Source organism: Tepidimonas fonticaldi (assembly GCF_007556755.1).
GTDB classification, from domain to species: domain Bacteria; phylum Pseudomonadota; class Gammaproteobacteria; order Burkholderiales; family Burkholderiaceae_C; genus Tepidimonas; species Tepidimonas fonticaldi.
This window is the reverse complement of record NZ_VJOO01000025.1, coordinates 23,940-42,062: the sequence shown is the minus strand read 5'-3', so window position 1 is coordinate 42,062 and position 18,123 is coordinate 23,940. Positions and strand designations below refer to the sequence as shown.

Below are 18,123 nucleotides of genomic sequence, written 5' to 3'. Positions count from 1 at the left end.
GCCCGCGCCCGCCTCTGCGCCCGCAGCCCCGCCCGGTGTGGCCCACCCCAAGACCATCCGCAGCTTCGTGCTGCGGGCCGGCCGCACCACCACCGGCCAGGCCAAGGCGCTGCAGACGCTGGGCCCTCGCTACCTGCTGCCCTATGCCCCGGCACCGCTGGATGCCGACGCGGCCTTCGGCCGCCACGCGCCGCTGGTGCTGGAAATCGGCTTTGGCATGGGCGAGGCCACGGCCCACATCGCGCGTGTGCGGCCCGACGACAACTTTTTGTGCTGCGAGGTGCACGAGCCCGGCGTCGGGGCGCTGCTCAAGCGCATCGGTGAGCAGGGCATCCGCAACATCCGCATCCTGCAACACGACGCGGTGGAAGTCCTCACCCACATGCTGCCCGAGGGGTCGCTGGACGGGGTGCACATCTTCTTTCCCGACCCGTGGCACAAAAAGCGCCACCACAAGCGCCGGCTGATCCAGCCGCCGTTCGTCGCGCTGCTGGCCAGCCGGCTCAAGCCCGGTGGCTATGTACACTGCGCCACCGACTGGCAGCCCTACGCCGAGCAGATGCTGGCCGTGCTGTCGGCCGAGCCGCGGCTGGTCAACACCAGCACCGATCCGGCGCTGGCCGGCTATGCGCCGCGCCCCGACTACCGCCCCTTGACCAAGTTCGAGCAGCGCGGCCTGCGCCTGGGCCATGGCGTGTGGGACCTGGTCTTTGCGCGCCGCCATGGATGAGGCCCGGATCTGGGACGACCTGACCGCGCTGGCCGAGCGCGCCGTGGGCCTGTCGGACCCCAATCCGCGCGTGGCCTGCCGGCTGGTGCTGCCCGATGGCCGCGCCTTCGACGGCCACACCCAGGCGGCTGGCCAAGCCCACGCCGAGGTGATGGCGCTGCGTGCCGCCCAGGCCGCCGGGGCCGACGTGCGCGGTGCGACCGCCTATGTGACGCTGGAGCCCTGCAGCCACCACGGGCGCACGCCACCGTGCTGCGATGCGCTGATCGCCGCCGGCGTGGCGCGGGTGGTCGTGGCCGCCATCGACCCCAACCCCCGCGTGGCGGGCAACGGCCTGCAGCGCTTGCGCGCCGCCGGGGTGGTGGTGGACACACTGCCCGACGACCACCCGGCCGCGCGGGCGACGCGCGAGCTCAACATCGGCTTTTGGCAGCGCATGCGCCACGGCCGCCCCTGGGTGCGCATGAAGGTGGCCGCCTCGCTGGACGGCACCACCGCACTGCCCAACGGCGTCAGCCAGTGGATCACGGGCGAGGCCGCGCGGACCGATGGCCACGCCTGGCGGCGCCGGGCCGGGGCGCTGCTCACCGGCATTGGCACCGTGCGCAGCGACGACCCGCGGCTGGACGTGCGGCACGTGCCCACGGCGCGGCAGCCGCTGCGCGTGGTGCTCGACTCGGCGCTGGAGATCGACCCCGCGGCGCGCATCCTGCAGCCGCCGGGGGCGGTGATCGTCTACACCGCCAGCGACCCGGCCACCGCGGCAGCCCAGGCCGACCAGCGGGCCGCGCTGGCGGCGCTGGGGGTGACGGTGGTCGACCGCCCCGGTCCGCCCAAGACGGCCGGCGGGCCACCCAAGGTCGATCTGGCCGCGGTGCTGGCCGATCTGGCCGCGCGGGAGGTCAACGAGCTGCACATCGAATCCGGGGCCAAACTCAATGCCTCGTGGTGGCGCGCGGGGCTGGTGGACGAGTTGCTGCTGTATCTGGCGCCGCGCCTGCTGGGCACCGGCGTCGGCCTGACCGACCTGGGACCGCTGACGCGGCTGGAGGACGGCTGGCCCCTGACCTTCACCTCGGTCCAGCCGGTGGGGCCAGACCTGCGCGTGCTGGCGCGCGTGCCCGGTCGCACCCCGTTTTGACGTCTGTCCCCCGCGATGGCCCGGCTGCCCAAGAACGCGGACATTCCCATGCGCGACGGAGTTTCGCCCAGTTGCGTCGCGCTACCGCGGCTGCGGCACAGCCCCTGGCCCACGCTGCTGGATTTTCTGGCCGAGCGGCTGCCGCGCATACCACGCGATGAGTGGCGGGCCCGCCTGCGCGCGGGCGAAGTGGTGGACGACGACGGGCGTGCGCTGGACGAGCACACCCCCTACTTGCACGGTCAGCGCGTGTACTACTGGCGCACGCTGGCCGAGGAGCCGCGCATTCCGTTTCGGGAAGCGATCCTGTTTCGCGACGCGCATCTGCTGGTGGCCGACAAGCCGCACTTCCTGCCCGTCACGCCGGGCGGGCGCTATGTGCGCGAGACGCTGCTGGTGCGCCTGAAGCAGGCGCTCGGCTTGCCGGAGCTTAGCCCGCTGCACCGCATCGACCGCGAGACCGCGGGGCTGGTGGTGTTCAGCGTGCGCGCCACCGACCGGGATGCCTACCAGCGGCTGTTTCGCGAGCGCCGGGTGGACAAGACTTACGAGGCCATCGCCCCGTGGCGCGACGATCTGGCCTGGCCGCAGCGCCGCGTGAGCCATTTGCGCGAAGACGAGGCCGCCTTCTACCGCATGCGCGAGGCCGCCGCCGAAGAAGCCCTGCCGCCCAACAGCGAAACCTGGATCGAGCCGCTGGAACGCCTGGGCCCGGACGGGCGCTACGCCCGCTACCGGCTGCGTCCGGTCACGGGCAAGCGCCACCAGCTCCGGGTGCATCTGCATGCGCTGGGGCTGCCCATCGTCGGCGACCAGTTCTACCCCGTGGCCCGGCGCGGCCCCGACGACCCCGAGGACTACACGCAACCGCTGCAACTGCTGGCGCAGTCCCTCGCGTTCGACGATCCGGTCACCGGCGAGCGGCGGCAGTTTCAAAGCCGACTGCGGCTCGACGCGAACGCCCTCCTGACTGTTGGCACCCCGGCATGACCCGCGCGCGCCAACCCCTGGTCGATGCGCTGAAGGTGCTGGCCGCGCAGTGCATCGTCTGGCACCACCTGTCGGCCTACGGCCCCCTGTCGGACGCCCTGTGGACCCAGGCGCCAGCCCTGGCCGACGCCCTGTACGACCACGCCCGCAAGGCGGTGCAGGTGTTTTTGGTGGTGGGCGGCTTTTTGGCGGCGGGCACGCTGCTGCGGCCCACCGATGGGCGGCTGCTGCGGACCGCGGTGCTCCAGCGCTACCGGCGTCTGGTGCCGCCATTCCTGGTCGCGATGGCGCTGGCGGCGGGGATGGCCACCCTGCTGCGCCCCTGGCTGTCCGACGACCTGCGCTTGCAGTCGGCCACGCCGGGCACCTGGTTGGCCCACGCGCTGCTGCTGCACGACATCGTCGAGGTACCGGCCATCGCCGCCGGGGCGTGGTATGTGGCCATCGATTTTCAGCTCTACGCGCTGGTGGCTGGGCTGGCCTGGATCGCCACCCAGCTGGCGCCCGCGCCGCGGCGCAACGTCCTGGCCCTGGCGCTGCTGATCGGCTGCATCGCCGTGTCGCTGCTGCACGTCAACCGCCACCCGGATCTGGATTTGTGGGCGCTCTACTTCATCGGCAGTTACGGGTTGGGGGTGCTGGCGGCCCAGGCGGTGCGCGGACCGCGTTGGCCGTGGTCGATGGCGATCGTCGCCATCGGTGCCGCGGCCTTGGCCGTGGAGTGGCGCGACCGCATCGCCCTCTCGCTGGGGGTGGCCGTGCTGCTGGCGGGGTGGGCGCGCCCGGGGACACCCGGCTCGGCGTCGACTGATCCAGCGTCGTTCGCGCCGCGCAGCCAAGCGTCCGGCGCGGCGTCCAAGTGGGCGCGCGGGTGGGCCGCCCGGCTGACCGCCGCGGTGGCCGCTGGGATGGCCACCGGGGCGGACCGCTCGTATGCCCTGTTCCTCACCCACTATTCGGCGGTGCTGGTGGGTAATGCGGCGCTGGCGCGGTGGCCGGCGCTCGCCGCGCACGCGTGGGCGCTGGCTACGGGGTGCTGGGCCGCCAGTCTGCTGCTAGCCTGGGCGTTCGAGCACGCGGTGGAGCGCCCGCTGGCGCGGCGGCTGCGCTGACCGCCCGCGTCCCGCCCCCGCCCGGGCGCGTCACTGCCCCTGGCCCAGCGCGTAACCGCGCTCGCCGTCGAAGGTGCAGAGGTTTTCGGTCTTGATGACGTCGATGCCGCGCGCCACCAGCGCCTGCAGCAGCGCCAGGATGTCGGCGTGCGTGATCGGGCTGCCGTCCGGGCCGACGAAGCGGCAGCGCCAGTGGTCGGTGCAGAAGGTCTCCGGAAAGCCGCCGGGCCAGACCTTGACGCCGCGGTTGGTGATCATCTGCAGGGCCAGCGGCGGCACCGCCAGCGCGACCAGCTGGCCGGCCAGGAAGTCGGCGCTGACGCCGGCGGCGTGCACGAACACGTCCACCCCCACCAGCGCCTTGGCCGCACGCGGGCGCGCCTGCGGCGCGCGTGGCAGCGGGGCGCGCGGCACGGCGGCCGGCGCGTCGCCGTACTGCACCGGGGTGAGCTTCTCCGGCCGCTGACCCAGCCGCTCGATCACCGCGTCGGCGAAGTCCATGCTGCCGAACGGCCGCCCGATCGACAGCGTGCCGTGCAGCTCGGCGGTGTGCACGCCGTCCTCGATCGTGCGCAGCCAGGCGTTGTGGATCGTCTCGGCCACCGCCGGCTGGCCGATGTGCACCAGCATCAGCACGGCGGCCAGCAGCAGGCCCGACGGATTGGCGATGCCCTTGCCGGCGATGTCCGGCGCGCTGCCGTGGATGGCCTCGAACATGGCCACGTGGTCGCCGATGTTGGCGCTGGGCGCCAGCCCCACCGAGCCGGTCAGCTCCGCGGCGATGTCGGACAGAATGTCGCCGTAGAGGTTGGGCGTGACGATGACGTCGAAGCGCTCCGGCCGCGTGGCCAGCCGCGCCGCGCCGATGTCGATGATCAGGTGCTCGGTCTCGATCTCGGGGTAGTCGGACGCGATCTCGTCGAAGACGCGATGGAACAGCCCATCGGTCATCTTCATGATGTTGTCCTTGGTCATGCAGGTCACCTTCCGGCGGCCGTGGCGGCGCGCATACTCGAAGGCGTAGCGCACGATCTTCTCGCAGCCCGGGCGGGTGATGAGCTTCAGGCACTGGAACACCTCGTCGGTCTGGCGATGCTCGATGCCGGCGTAGAGGTCTTCCTCGTTCTCGCGCACGATGACCAGGTTCATCTTCGGGTGCAGCGTGCGCACGAACGGCGCGTAGCTCACGCACGGGCGCACGTTGGCGTACAGGCCCAGCGTCTTGCGGATGGTGACGTTGAGGCTCTTGAAGCCGCCGCCCTGCGGCGTGGTGATCGGGCTTTTCAGGAAGACGCGGGTGCGGCGCAGGCTGTCCCAGGCCTCCGGCGTGATGCCGGAGCTGTGGCCGGCCAGGTACTGCTGCTCGCCGATCTCGATGAACTCCGGCGCGATGCGCGCGCCGGCGGCCTGCAGCACGCGCAGCGTGGCGTCCATGATCTCGGGGCCGATGCCGTCGCCGCGCGCGACGGTGATGGGGACCAGTTCGCTCATCTCGATTCCTTGTCGAGGGGGTTGACGATGGGCGCAGTGTGGCCAATCATGTCATCGACTTCAAATCATCATTTTTGATTTTTTACATAGACGTTTTTCGATGAACAAAATCCGCCCCCCGCGTGTCACCTTCCACCAATTGCGCACCCTGGAGGCCGTGGTTCGACTGGGCTCCATCACCCGCGCGGCGGGCGAGCTGCACCTGACGCAGCCCACCGTCTCCGCCCAAATCCACGAGCTGCAATCGGCGCTGGACACTGCGCTGGTGGAGCCGGCCGGGCGCGGCATCCGCCCCACCGAGGCCGCGCGCCTGCTGCAGGAGACGGCGCTGGACATGTTTGCGCGCTGGCAGCGCTTCGAGGAGGACCTGCAGGCCCTGCACGGCCTGGAGCGCGGTCTGCTGCGCATCGCCGGCGTGACGACGACGGAGTACTTCATCGCCCGCTGGCTGCGCCGCTACACCGACAGCCACCCGGGCATCGAAATCGAGCTGGCCGTGGACAACCGCGACGCGGTGGTGCGCCGCCTGCGCCAGGACGAGACCGAGCTGGCCGTGATGATGATGCCGCCGGACAACCTGCCCCTGCAGAGCGTGCCCCTGATGCGCAATCCGCTGGTGCTGATCGGGCCGGCCGGGCATCCGTGGGCCGGCGCGCGGCGCGTGCCCCGCAAGTCGCTGGACGGCCAGCCCATGCTGATGCGCGAAGCCGGCTCCGGCACCCGTCTGGCGACCGAGGCCTACCTGCGCACGCACGGCCTGACCCCGGCGCTGCGCGCGACGCTGGGCAGCAACGAGGCCATCAAGCACGCCGTGGCCGCGGGCCTGGGGCTGGCCGTGCTGTCGCGGCATGCCCTGGCCGAAGACCCGGCCCAGGACGGCGTGGCCGTGCTGCCCGTGGCGGGCTTTCCGATCGAGCGGCGCTGGCTGCTGGTCTGGCGCAGCGACCGGCGCCTGTCGCTGGCGGCGCGGCGCTTCGTCGAGCATGTGCAGGACCACCCGCCCGACGCGGACGCTGCCTCAGCAGGCAAAGGCCGAGCAGGCGACGATCGGGCGGGCTAGACCCCGCTGCCGCCGTCAGGCGCGCTCGGCCACCCAGGCCGCGACGCCCGCAAGCGCCTCGCCCAGCCGGCTGGCGTCGGTGCCACCGGCCATGGCCATGTCGGGCTTGCCGCCGCCCTTGCCGCCCACCTGCTGCGCCACCGCATTGACCAGCTCGCCCGCCTTCAGCCCCCGGGCCACCGCGTCGGGAGTCACCCCCGCGGCCAGTTGCACCTTGCCGGCCTCCACGCTGGCCAGCACCACCACGGCGTGGCCCAGCTTGTCCTTGAGCTTGTCCACGGTTTCGCGCAGGGTCTTGGCATCGGCGCCTTCCAGGCGCGCGGCCAGCACGCGGATGCCCTTGACCTCCACCGCCTGCGCGGCCAGCTCGTCGCCCTGGGCCGACGCCAGCCGGTCCTTGAGCGCGGCGACTTCCTTCTCCAGCGCGCGGATCTGCTCCAGCAACTGGCCGATGCGGCCGACCAGATCCGGCACCGGCGCCTTGAGCGTGGCGGCGGCCTCGTGCACCTGCGCCTCCAGGCCCTGCAGATAGGCCAGCGCGTTCTCGCCCGTGACGGCCTCCACGCGCCGCACCCCGGCCGCCACCCCGCCTTCGGCGACGATCTTGAACAGACCGATGTCGCCCGTGCGCCGCACATGCGTGCCGCCGCACAGCTCGCGGCTGCTGCCGATGTCGAGCACGCGCACGGTCTCGCCGTACTTCTCGCCAAACAGCATCATCGCGCCGGCGGATTTGGCGGACTCCAGGTCCATCACGCGCGCCTGCGTGTCGGTGTTGGCCAGAATCTCGGCGTTGACGCGCGCCTCGATCGCGCGGATCTGCTCGGCGGTGAGGGGCGCGTTGTGCGCAAAATCGAAGCGCGTGCGCTCGGCATTCACCAGCGAGCCCTTTTGCTGCACATGCTCGCCCAGCACCTCGCGCAGCGCCTTGTGCAGCAGGTGGGTGGCCGAGTGGTTGCGCATCGTCGCTGCGCGCCGCGCCAGATCCACCTGCGCCTGCACATGGTCGCCCACCGCCAGCGTGCCCTGCTCCAGCGTGCCGTGGTGGCCGTACACATCGGCCTTGATCTTCTGGGTGTCGGCGACCGCAAAGCGCGCCGAGCCGCTGGTGATGACGCCCGCGTCCCCAACCTGACCGCCGCTTTCGGCGTAGAAGGGCGTGGTGTCCAGCACCACGACGCCGCTTTGGCCGTGCTTGAGCTCCGCCACCGGCGTGCCCTCGACGTACAGCGCCACGACCTTCGCCGGGGCGTGCAGCGACTCGTAGCCGACGAAGGCATTCGACGGCCCGGCGTAATCCAGCACGCGGTCCATCTTGAACTTGCCCGCGGCACGCGCCTGCGCCTTCTGACGCTCCATCGCCGCCTCGAAGCCCGCCACGTCCACGCTCACCCCGCGCTCGCGGCACACATCGTTGGTCAGATCCAGCGGAAAGCCGTAGGTGTCGTGCAGCTTGAACGCTACCTCGCCCGGCAGCGTCCCTTGGCCACCGGCCAGCGCGCCGTCCAAGATCTCCATGCCGTGGGCCAGGGTCTCGAAGAAGCGCTCCTCCTCCGCCTTGAGCACCTCCACCACCCGCTGCGCGTTGGCGGCCAGGTTGGGGTAGGCCTCGCCCATCTGCGCCACCAGGTCCGGCACCAGCTTGTGGAAGAAGGGCGCCGTGCAGCCCAGCTTGTAGCCGTGGCGGATGGCGCGGCGGATGATGCGCCGCTGCACATAGCCGCGCCCCTCGTTGCTGGGGATGACGCCATCGGCCACCAGAAAAGCCGTGGCGCGGATGTGGTCGGCGATCACGCGCAGGCTGGGGCTGTCGAGGTCACGGGTGCCGGTGGCGCGCGCGGCCGCGGCGATCAGCGCACGGAACAGGTCGATCTCGTAATTGCTGTGCACGCCTTGCAGGATGGCGGCCAGCCGCTCCAGCCCCATGCCCGTGTCCACGCAGGGCGCCGGCAGCGGCCGCACCGAGCCGTCCGGCTGCATGTCGAACTGCATGAACACGTTGTTCCAGATTTCGATGTAGCGGTCGCCGTCGGCGTCGGGGCTGCCGGGCGGGCCGCCGGGCACCTCGGGGCCATGGTCGTAGAAGATCTCCGAGCACGGGCCGCACGGGCCGGTGTCGGCCATCATCCAGAAGTTGTCGCTCTGGTACTTGCCGCCCTTGTTGTCGCCGATGCGCACGACGCGCTCGGGCGGCAGGCCGATCTCCTGGGTCCAGATGTCGTAGGACTCGTCGTCCTCGTGGTAGACCGTCGCCCACAGACGATCGGGCGGCAGACGGAACACGCCGGTCAGCAGCTCCCACGACCACTTGAGGCTCTCGCGCTTGAAGTAGTCGCCAAACGACCAGTTGCCCAGCATCTCGAAGAAGGTGTGGTGGCGCGCGGTGTAGCCGACGTTTTCCAGGTCGTTGTGCTTGCCGCCGGCGCGCAGACACGCCTGCACCGAGGCCGCGCGCACATACGGGCGCTTGTCGGTGCCCAGGAACACGTCCTTGAACTGCACCATGCCCGAGTTGGTGAACATCAACGTCGGGTCGTTGCCCGGGACCAGCGGGCTGGAGGGCACCACCGTGTGCCCGCGCTGGGCAAAGAAGTCCAGAAACGTGCGCCGGATGTCGGCGACGGAAAAGAACGGTCGGTCGGCGGCTTGGCTCATGTCGGTCGGGAAGCGTTGGGGTAACCCTTCATTTTACGGGGCCCAGCCCGCCGCGAGGGCCCGGGTCAGATCCGCCGCAGGCTGCGGGCGGCACAGCGGCGCCGCCTGCCCCGCCCACAGCGGCGTCCAGTCGTCGCGCCCGGCCGCCTCGGCCTGTGCGCGCAGCGGTGCCAGCCCATGGGCGGCGAGCGGAAAGGCCGGCGCATCGGCACACCACCCCACCGCGCCGTCGGCCAGCGCGCGCATCGCGCGGTTGACGATGCCGCGCGCCGGCCGGCCGGTAAAGACATTGGTCAGCGCCGTATGCGCCGCGCCCGGCCCCTGCAGCGCGGCGCGGTGCAGCGGATGGGGCGAGGCCTCCGGGCACAGCAGGTAGGCGGTGCCGACCTGCACCGCGGCTGCGCCCAGCGCCCGCGCCGCCGCCACCCCGGCGGCGTCCGCTATGCCACCCGCGGCGATCACCGGCACCTGCACGGCCCGCACCACCTGCGGCAGCAGCGCCAGGGTCCCCAACTGCGTGGACGGGTCGTCGGTCAGGAACATGCCGCGGTGGCCGCCCGCCTCCAGCCCCTGGGCGATGATGGCGTCGGCACCGTGCGCCTCCAGCCAGCGGGCCTCGTCCACCGTAGTGGCCGACGACAGCACCACCGCGCCCCAGGACTTGACCCGGGCCAACAGATCCGGCGCCGGCAGGCCGAAGTGAAAGCTCACCACCGGCGGCCGGTAAGGCGCCACCAGCTCCGCCACCGCGGCATCGAACGGCGCCCGCGCGGCCACGGCCGGCCCGGCCGGTGGGGCCAGCCCCGCGGCACGGTAGTGCGGTGCCAGCCGCGCCATCCACGCGGCCTCGCGCGCCGCATCGTGCCCCGGCGGCGCGTGGCAAAAGAAGTTCACCGCCCACGGCCCGCGCGCCCCGTCGCGCAGCCGCCGCAGTTCCGCGCGCAGCGCGTCGGGTGACAGCGTCGCCGTCGGCAACGAGCCCAAGCCCCCCGCCGCCGTGACCGCCAGCGCCAGGTCGCTCCCCTGCGAACCCGCCATCGGCGCCTGGATGATGGGCAGGCGCAGGCCCAGCCGGTCGAGCAAATCGTCCATGGCCCGATTGTGGGGCACACGCTGGGGCACACCGAGGTCACCGAGGGCACACGGCCACCCACCGCCGGCCCGCCCTGGCTGCGGTATGCTGCCCGGATGCACACACCGCGCAACGCCTTCAAGCAGGCCCTGGCCGCCGGACAGCCGCAGATCGGGCTGTGGCTGGGTCTGGCCGACCCCTACAGCGCCGAACTGCTGGCGAGCGTCGGGTACGACTGGCTGCTGATCGACGGCGAACATGCCCCCAACGATGTGCGCCGCACGCTGGCGCAGCTTCAGGCCATCGCCAGCGGCAGCGCGGCCCTGCCCCCGGGACGTGCCGTGCCCCACCCCGTGGTGCGCGTACCGATCGGCACGGGGGACGTCGGCACCACGCTGATCAAACAGTATTTGGACATCGGCGTGCAGACACTGCTGGTGCCCATGGTGGACACCCCGGAGCAAGCCGCCCAGGTCGTGCGGGCGGCCCTCTACCCGCCGCAGGGCGTGCGCGGCATGGGCAGCGCGCTGGCGCGGGCTTCGCGCTGGCAGGACTACCCCGCCTATGTGCACGAGGCCAACGAGCAGATTTGCGTGCTGGTGCAGGCCGAGACGGTGCAGGCCCTGCACCACTTGGACGCGATCGCCGCCACCCCCGGCGTGGATGGCGTGTTCATCGGCCCGGCGGATCTGAGTGCGAGCATGGGCCACCCCGGCCACCCGGACCATCCCGAGGTGCAGGCGGCCATCGCCCAGGGCATCGCCCGCATCCGTGCCGCGGGCAAGGCCGCTGGCATCATCGCCCCGCCGCCCGAGGCGGCACGGCGCTGGCTGCAAGCCGGCGCCTGCTTCGTTGCCGTGGGCGTGGACGCCCTGCTGCTCAAGGCGGCCGCCGCCGCGGCGCTGGCGCCATTTCGAACCTGAACGCGCCCCTGAACGCGCGCGCCGCCATGCGACTGAACCTGATCCTCGCCCGGGCCGCCAACGGTGTCATCGGCTGCACCCGCGACGGCCACCCCGCAATGCCCTGGCACCTGCCGGAGGATCTGGCGCACTTCCGCCGGCTGACGCAGGGCTGCCCGGTCATCATGGGGCGCACGACGTGGGCATCGCTGCCGCCGCGCTTTCGCCCGCTGCCGGGGCGCGTCAACTTGGTGCTGACGCGCGACGCGGCGCGCGCGGCGGAACTGGCCGCCGCCGGCGCGGTGCCGGTGGAAAGCCTCGAGGCGGCGCTGGCGCACTGCCGCACGCTGCGCGGGCCGCACGGGCAGCCGCCTGCGGAGGTGTGGGTGATCGGCGGCGCGCAGGTCTATGCGCAGGCCGAGCCGCTGGCGCGCCGCGCCGTCGTCACGGAAATCGAGCGCGCCTTTGACGGTGACGCCTTCGCCCCGACGCTCGGCCCCGGCTGGCGCGAGACGGCGCGAGAGGCGCACGTCAGCGCCGACGGGCTGCCATTTGCTTTCGTGACCTACGAGCGGGATTGAAGCGCGTCCGCATCACGCCTTGGGCGGCGGGCGCAGGTAGCGCTCGTCGGACCAGGTGGCCAGCCACTGCGGGGCAAACGCCACGAACACCGCGGCAAACAGCCCGGTCAGGAAGGCATCGCCCCAGGCCATCAGCCAGCGCGCCACCAACGCCTCGTGCACGGTGACGCCTTCCATCAGGTGGTGGATGCCCTCGTACAGCGCGCCGGAGGCAAACAGCGCCACCGCGGTGCCCAGAAAGCCGCGCCCCAGCGTATAGAGGAACACATTGGGCGGCAGCCAGCGCCGCAGCGCCCAGCCGATCAGCAGGGCCAGCGTGGCCGGCACCAGCCCGACCCACACCCACTGCGACAGCACCGCCTCCCAGCCGGCGTGGCCCAGCAACCACACGGCGACCGCCACACCGCCCAGCACCGGCACGGCCAGCGGCCAGCCGAGCATCAGCACCAGCAGACTGGCCCCGGAAAACTGTACCGCCATGCCCTGCGGCAAATGCTGCGGCAACAGCCAGCACCACGGCAGCAGCGCCGCCGACGCCAGGGTGGGCGTGAGCAAGGGGCCGCGCAACAGCCGCCAGGGCCGCACGGCCAAGGCGGCCACCAGCGCCACCCCCGTCAGCAGGAGTTCGATCGTGACCACAGCGGTCGCATCCTACGCCGCCGAACGCCGGCGGGGCTTGCGATGGATCAATGGCCCTGCCCGCGCCCGCGAACCCGCCCCGCAGTCACAGGCCTGGCAGTCCGCCGGGCAGGCCCTTCATGCCGCCCAGGCGCTTCATCATCTTCATCAGGCCGCCGCCCTTCATCTTCTTCATCATCGCCTGCATCTGCTCGAACTCCTTCAGCAGGCGATTGACCTCCTGCACCTGCACGCCGGCGCCGGCGGCGATGCGGCGCTTGCGGCTGGCCTTGATGAGCTCGGGGCGGCGCCGCTCCTCGGGCGTCATCGAACAGATGATGCCCTCTTTGCGGCGGATGTCCTTCTCGGCGCGGTCGAGGTCGGCGTCGCCGGCCTTGGCCGCCAGTTGCGCCGGCAGCTTGTCCAGCAGGCTGGACAGCCCCCCCATCTTCTTCATCTGCCGAATCTGCTCGAGGAAGTCCTCCAGGTCGAAGCCGCCGCTCTTGACCTTGGCGGCGAGCTTCTGCGCCTGCTGCAGATCGACCCCGGCGGTGACCTGCTCCACCAGCGCGACGATGTCGCCCATGCCGAGGATGCGCCCGGCGTGGCGCTCGGCGTCGAACAGCTCCAGCCCGTCGATCTTTTCGCTGACGCCCGCAAACTTGATCGGCGCGCCGGTGACGGCGCGCACCGACAGCGCCGCCCCGCCACGCGAGTCGCCGTCGAGCTTGGTCAGCACGATGCCGGTCAGCGGCAGCGCCTCCTTGAACGCGCGCGCGGTGTTGACCGCGTCCTGCCCCTGCATCGCGTCGACGACGAACAGCGTCTCGACGGGCTTGAGCTCGGCGTGCAGCGCGCGGATCTCCTGCATCATCGCCTCGTCGATCGCCAGGCGCCCGGCGGTGTCGACGATCAGCACGTCGAAGTAGTGCTTGCGCGCGTGGTCCAGCGCCGCGCGCGCGATGTCCAGCGGCTTCTGGTCCGGCGAGCTGGGGAACCACTCCGCCCCGGCCTGCTTGGTCACCGTGCGCAGCTGCTCGATCGCCGCCGGGCGGTAGACGTCGCCGCTGACGGTGAGCACCTTCTTCTTGCGCCGCTCGATCAGCCACTTGGCCAGCTTGGCGGTGGTGGTGGTCTTGCCGGCACCCTGCAGGCCGGCCATCAGGATCACCGCCGGCGGCTGCGTGGCCAGGTTGACGTCGGCCACGCCCTCGCCCATCGTGGCGGCCAGTTCCCGGTGGATGATGCCGACCAGCGCCTGCCCGGGCGTCAGCGAGCCGACCACCTCCTGTCCCAGCGCCTTGTCCTTGACGCGGGCGATGAAGTCGCGCACCACCGGCAGGGCGACGTCGGCCTCCAGCAGCGCCATGCGCACCTCGCGCAGCATGTCCTGCACGTTGGCCTCGGTGATGCGGGCCTGCCCGCGGATCTGCTTGACCAGGCGCGACAGTTTTTCGGTAAGGGCGGATGCCATGGCGGGGCTTCGTTACACTAAGCGGATGATTGTACCGGTCAGCCCCTGGTGGACGGTGGCGCCCGCGCTGGGCGCTGCGGCGGGCTACGCCGCGCTGGCCGCCGCAGCGGCCCGGCTGGGCCGCTCCGCCGTCGCGTGGCTGACGCTCGGCACCGTGCTGCTGCACGGGCTGGCGCTGGCGGCGGCGTTCTCAGCCACGCCGGTGCGCTTTGGGTTTGCGCTCACCCTGTCGGTCACGGCGTGGCTGGTGCTGGCGGTCTATGCGGTCGAGACGCGGCTGTATCCCCAACTGGGCACCCGCTGGACGCTGGCGGGGCTGGGGGTGCCCGCGGTGCTGCTGGCACTGATCTTTCCCGGCACGGCCTACCCGGCGCTGGCGTCGCCCTGGCTGCCGCTGCACTGGGCGCTGGGCTTTGCATCCTACGGGCTGCTGGGCGCGGCCGTGGCCCACGCCTGGATGATGCAGCGCACCGAGCAGGCCATCCGCCGCGGCCGGGGGCAACCCACGGCGCTGCCCCTGCTGGCGCTGGAGCGGCTCACCTTTCGCTTCGTGACCGGCGCCTTCGTGCTGTTGACACTGACGCTGCTGGCGGGGTGGTACTTCACCGAGCTGCTGCAGCCGACCGCCGGCTGGATCACCCACAAAACCGTCTTTACCGCGCTGTCGTGGGCGGTGCTGGCGGTGCTGCTGTGGGGCCGCTGGCGCTGGGGCTGGCGCGGCCGGCTGGCGGTGCGCATGCTGTACGCGGCGGGGGGGCTGCTGCTGCTCGGCTACGCCGGCTCGCACTTCGTGCTCGAGGTCATCCTGCGCCGCGGCGGCTGACCCCGGCGCCCGATCCCATGTTCAAGTGGCTGCTCGTCATCGCCGTCGTCGTGCTGGGGTACGTGTGGTGGCGACACCAACGCCAACTGGCGGCACACGAACGCGCCGCTGAACGGAACCGACAGACCAGCGCCCGCCCCGGCGCGGCACAGCCCGACACCATGGTCCGTTGCCGCCACTGCGGCGTGCACCTGCCGGCCGCCGACGCCGTGCGCGGCGGGCTCGGCCCCTATTGCAGCGATGAACACCGCCGCCTCGCCGAAGGCTGAGGACACCGACAGCCCCCCCTTCGCCCCGTCGTGGTACGCGCCGGCGGGCCCGGACGCCGCGATACACCCGTGGCCCCCTTCTGCGACGGGGGAGGACGGCCCCGTCTCCCCCCGGCTGTGGCGGCTGCTGATGGGCGCGCGGCTGCTCGTGGCCGCAGCGTTGCTCCTGCTGCAAGCCGCCGCCTGGTGGTACGGCAACGGCCCGGGCTGGATCGTCGCCGTGTGCGGCGCGCTGGTGCTGATCAGTGCGGCCGCCGTCGCCCTGCCGCCCGTGTCGGCGCGCGGCGGGGTCGGTGCGCCGCGCTGGCTGCTGACCGTCTGGGCCGATCTGGGCGTATTCGCGGTTCTGCAGGTCTTCGCGCCGGGCAACCTCAATTTCACGCCCTTGTTCGTGTGGCCGGTGCTGTTGGCCGCCGTCATCGGCCCGCGGCTGCTCGCGCTGGGGTGCGCCGCCGCCGGCACGCTGACGCTGCTGGCGGCGGCCTGGCACGACGGCCGCGGCGCGCTGGCCACCGCCGAATGGATGCAGGCGGGCGTGACCGGCAGCGGCCTGTTCATCGTGGCGTGGCTGGCCAGCCACCTGACCGCGCGCCTGGTCGGCGAGCACGACGCCGCACTGCGCAGCCAGCAACTGGCCGATCTGCACCGCCAAATCAATCGCCTGATCGCCACCGGTCTGGGCGAAGGCATCGTCGTCATGGCGGCGGGCGGCGCCATTTGGTACGCCAACCCCGCGGCCGCGCGCATGGTGGGAGTGGACCTCCCGGCATCCGACCCCACACGCGAAGCCGACGACGCCGCGGGCGCCGGGCGCTGGCTGCGCCAAACCCCGGCATGGCCGCCGCTGGCCGCCTGGGCCCGCGCAAGGCTGCGCCGGCTGTCGGGCCCTGCCCCCAGCGGTCGGCCCGTCCCGTCGAGTGAACTCACCCTGCCCCTGCCCAGCGGCGCGCAGAGGCGCGTGCGGGTGCGCTTGCACCCACTGGGCGCGCCCCAGCGGCCGGAGGCGGCCGTGCTGTTCCTGGAAGACCTGCACGCCATCGAGCAGCGCGTGCGCACCGAAAAGCTCGCCGCCATGGGCCGCATCTCCGCCGCCGTCGCGCACGAAATCCGCAACCCGCTGGCCGCCATCGCCCAGGCCAGCGCCCTGCTGCACGAGGACGAGGCCACGCCGGCCCAACGGCACCTCATCGGCTTGATCGAGCAGAACGTGCGGCGCCTCAACCGCACCGTGGACGATGTGCTGGAGACCGCGCGCATTCCCTGGCCCGACCACCAGCCGCCCCTGCCCGCGCTGCCACTGGATCAGGCGGTGGACGATGCCTTGGCGGACTGGCTGCGCCAGCGGCCCCAGGGGGCGCGGCTGCAGCGCGACGCCCGGGCGGGTGAGGCCACCATCGCCTTCGACCCGGAACACCTGCGGCGCGTGTTGGTCAACCTGCTGGACAACGCAGACCGCCACGCCAGCGCTGCCGCAGGCGCCATCCGGGTGGAAACCGCGGTCGATGGGGGACAGGCCCGCCTGACCGTCTGGAGCGACGGCGACGACATCCCCGCCCCGGTGCGCGAGCACCTGTTCGAGCCGTTTGCCTCCTCCTACAGCCGCTCCAGCGGGTTGGGGCTGTACCTGTCGCGGGAGCTCTGCCAGCGCTACCATGCCGACCTGAGCCACGAACGCACCCCGCGCGAGGGCCGCCCCGGCAATGCCTTCGTGATCCGCCTGCCCGCCGCCGACGCCACCGCATGACTCCCCGCGAGGCCCCCACCCTGCTCATCGTCGAGGACGAACCCGACCTGCGCCAGTTGTACGAGTTGGCGCTGGTCAAGGTGGGCCTGGCCGTCGACGCCGCGGGCGATCTGGCGCAGGCGCGCGCCCACCTGGCCCAGCGGCGCTACAGCGCCGTCGTGACCGACATGCGGCTGCCCGACGGTACGGGGCTGGACCTGCTGCGCGACCTGGCGCGTGACGGCCGCGGGGAGCGCGCCATCGTCATCACGGCCTACGGCTCGGCCGACAATGCGGTGGAAGCGCTCAAGGCCGGCGCCTTCGACTACCTGACCAAACCGGTCGCGCCCGCCCGGCTGCGGCAGGCCATCGCCACCGCCCTGGCCGCCGCTCAACCGGGCGGGGGCACCCTGGGCACGGCCAACCCGGCAGAGCGCCCCGCGGGGGCGGCGGGGGGCGAGGCCGTCCTACCCCCCGGTGACGGTCCGGCCGCGCTGCAGCGCCTGATCGGCACTTCCCCCGCCATGCAGGCGGTGCGGCAGACCATCCAGCGCGTCGCGCGCACCATGGCGCCGGTGCTGGTGACGGGCGAATCCGGCACCGGCAAGGAGCTGATCGCCCGCGCCCTGCACGCCTGCAGCCACCGCGCCGGCGGCCCGTTCGTCGCCGTCAACTGCGGTGCGATCCCGGCCGACCTGCTGGAGAGCGAACTGTTCGGCCACCGCCGCGGTGCCTTCACCGGCGCAAGCGCCGACAAGCCCGGCCTGTTCCAGGCCGCCGCGGGCGGCACCCTGTTTCTGGACGAGGTGTCCGACCTGCCGCTGCCCATGCAGGTCAAGCTGCTGCGCGCCCTGCAGGAGCGCGCCGTGCGCCCGGTCGGCGCCACCGCGGAAGAGGCGGTGGACGTCCGCATCGTCAGCGCCACCCACAAGGATCTGGCCCGGCTGGTGCAGACGGGACAGTTTCGGCACGACCTGTACTACCGCCTGAACGTCATCCCCATCCACGCCCCGGCGTTGCGCGAGCATCGCGAGGACCTGCCGGAGCTGGCCGCCGCCCTGCTGACCCAGTTGGCCCAGCGCGACGGTCTGCCCCAAACCCCCAGCCTCACCCCCGCGGCGCTGCAGCGCCTGCAGGCGCACCCCTTCCGCGGCAATGTGCGCGAGCTGGAAAACCTGCTGGAGCGAGCGCTGGCGCTGCACCCCGGCCCCACGCTGGACGCGCCGGCGTTCGACCTGGAGGCCGCCGCGGACCCCTTTGGCGCTGACCCCGGCCCTCACCCCCCACCACCACCCGGCACCGACCCCGCCCCCGACGGCGAAGCGCCCCTGCCGCGCGCGCAACTGGAGGCTCTGCTGCACCGCAACCGCTGGAACCAATCGCGCACCGCGCGCGAGCTGGGCTGGACGCTGGCCAAGCTGCGCTACTGGATGCAGCGCATGGGGTTGGGGTGATCCGGCCATCTTTGACGAACCCGCGCCA

The 18,123-nt window shown here is 72.4% G+C and carries 16 protein-coding genes; 11 read left to right on the top strand and 5 right to left on the bottom strand.

Going from position 1 to position 18,123, the window contains the following annotated elements; all coding sequences use genetic code 11:
* The 4 genes from trmB to Tfont_RS11410 form a co-directional block, all read left to right on the top strand.
* On the top strand, positions 1-730 hold a 730-nt coding region (gene trmB, locus Tfont_RS11425), incomplete at its 5' end, for a tRNA (guanosine(46)-N7)-methyltransferase TrmB (RefSeq protein ID WP_143969537.1).
* Positions 723-1,871: a bifunctional diaminohydroxyphosphoribosylaminopyrimidine deaminase/5-amino-6-(5-phosphoribosylamino)uracil reductase RibD gene (ribD, locus tag Tfont_RS11420; RefSeq protein WP_068610542.1), complete on the top strand. Its 1,149-nt coding sequence runs from the start codon at positions 723-725 to the stop codon at positions 1,869-1,871. The genes trmB and ribD, both read left to right, overlap by 8 nt.
* A gap of 15 nt (positions 1,872-1,886) precedes the next feature.
* Complete coding sequence (locus tag Tfont_RS11415; protein WP_143969536.1) at positions 1,887-2,861, top strand: pseudouridine synthase; 975 nt, start codon at positions 1,887-1,889, stop codon at positions 2,859-2,861.
* Positions 2,858-3,973 (top strand): acyltransferase family protein, encoded by a 1,116-nt coding sequence (locus Tfont_RS11410; RefSeq protein WP_143969535.1) that lies wholly within the window; start codon positions 2,858-2,860, stop codon positions 3,971-3,973. Before Tfont_RS11415 ends, Tfont_RS11410 begins: the two co-directional genes overlap by 4 nt.
* Positions 3,974-4,003: 30 nt before the next feature.
* Here the strand turns inward: Tfont_RS11410 and Tfont_RS11405 are convergent, their stop codons facing one another.
* Positions 4,004-5,464 (bottom strand): NADP-dependent isocitrate dehydrogenase, encoded by a 1,461-nt coding sequence (locus tag Tfont_RS11405; RefSeq protein WP_143969534.1) that lies wholly within the window; start codon positions 5,462-5,464, stop codon positions 4,004-4,006.
* Positions 5,465-5,564: 100 nt separating this feature from the next.
* On the opposite strand from Tfont_RS11405, the gene Tfont_RS11400 reads away from it, so the two are divergent.
* A complete protein-coding gene (locus tag Tfont_RS11400; RefSeq protein ID WP_143969533.1) occupies positions 5,565-6,524 on the top strand; it encodes a LysR family transcriptional regulator in 960 nt (319 codons plus the stop codon).
* A 15-nt stretch (positions 6,525-6,539) separates the two neighbouring features.
* On the opposite strand, the gene alaS is transcribed toward Tfont_RS11400, so the two are convergent.
* Positions 6,540-9,179 (bottom strand): alanine--tRNA ligase, encoded by a 2,640-nt coding sequence (gene alaS, locus Tfont_RS11395; protein WP_143969532.1) that lies wholly within the window; start codon positions 9,177-9,179, stop codon positions 6,540-6,542.
* A 33-nt stretch (positions 9,180-9,212) separates the two neighbouring features.
* Entirely contained in the window at positions 9,213-10,271 is a 1,059-nt protein-coding gene (locus Tfont_RS11390) for an NAD(P)H-dependent flavin oxidoreductase (protein WP_068610555.1), read from the bottom strand.
* Between the two features lie 96 nt (positions 10,272-10,367).
* On the opposite strand from Tfont_RS11390, the gene Tfont_RS11385 reads away from it, so the two are divergent.
* Both Tfont_RS11385 and Tfont_RS11380 read left to right on the top strand, forming a co-directional pair.
* Positions 10,368-11,174, top strand: a complete 807-nt coding sequence (locus tag Tfont_RS11385; protein ID WP_068610715.1) for an aldolase/citrate lyase family protein — start codon at positions 10,368-10,370, stop codon at positions 11,172-11,174.
* A gap of 26 nt (positions 11,175-11,200) precedes the next feature.
* Positions 11,201-11,734 (top strand): dihydrofolate reductase, encoded by a 534-nt coding sequence (locus tag Tfont_RS11380; RefSeq protein ID WP_068610557.1) that lies wholly within the window; start codon positions 11,201-11,203, stop codon positions 11,732-11,734.
* 12 nt (positions 11,735-11,746) lie between these two features.
* Here the strand turns inward: Tfont_RS11380 and Tfont_RS11375 are convergent, their stop codons facing one another.
* Together Tfont_RS11375 and ffh are read right to left on the bottom strand one after the other, a co-directional pair.
* Entirely contained in the window at positions 11,747-12,373 is a 627-nt protein-coding gene (locus tag Tfont_RS11375) for a hypothetical protein (protein ID WP_068610559.1), read from the bottom strand.
* Positions 12,374-12,458: 85 nt separating this feature from the next.
* Positions 12,459-13,826: a signal recognition particle protein gene (gene ffh / locus Tfont_RS11370; protein ID WP_068610561.1), complete on the bottom strand. Its 1,368-nt coding sequence runs from the start codon at positions 13,824-13,826 to the stop codon at positions 12,459-12,461.
* 25 nt (positions 13,827-13,851) lie between these two features.
* Between ffh and Tfont_RS11365 the strand changes: the two genes are divergently transcribed.
* The 4 genes from Tfont_RS11365 to Tfont_RS11350 are packed head-to-tail and all read left to right on the top strand — an operon-like array spanning position 13,852 to position 18,095.
* Positions 13,852-14,649: a cytochrome C assembly family protein gene (locus Tfont_RS11365; RefSeq protein WP_143969531.1), complete on the top strand. Its 798-nt coding sequence runs from the start codon at positions 13,852-13,854 to the stop codon at positions 14,647-14,649.
* 17 nt (positions 14,650-14,666) lie between these two features.
* Positions 14,667-14,918, top strand: a complete 252-nt coding sequence (locus Tfont_RS11360; RefSeq protein WP_068610565.1) for a PP0621 family protein — start codon at positions 14,667-14,669, stop codon at positions 14,916-14,918.
* On the top strand, positions 14,890-16,662 hold the full coding sequence (locus tag Tfont_RS11355; protein ID WP_143969530.1) for a two-component system sensor histidine kinase NtrB: 1,773 nt from the start codon (positions 14,890-14,892) through the stop codon (positions 16,660-16,662). Before Tfont_RS11360 ends, Tfont_RS11355 begins: the two co-directional genes overlap by 29 nt.
* A complete protein-coding gene (locus tag Tfont_RS11350; RefSeq protein ID WP_068610568.1) occupies positions 16,659-18,095 on the top strand; it encodes a sigma-54-dependent transcriptional regulator in 1,437 nt (478 codons plus the stop codon). Before Tfont_RS11355 ends, Tfont_RS11350 begins: the two co-directional genes overlap by 4 nt.
* Positions 18,096-18,123: the final 28 nt, after the last annotated feature.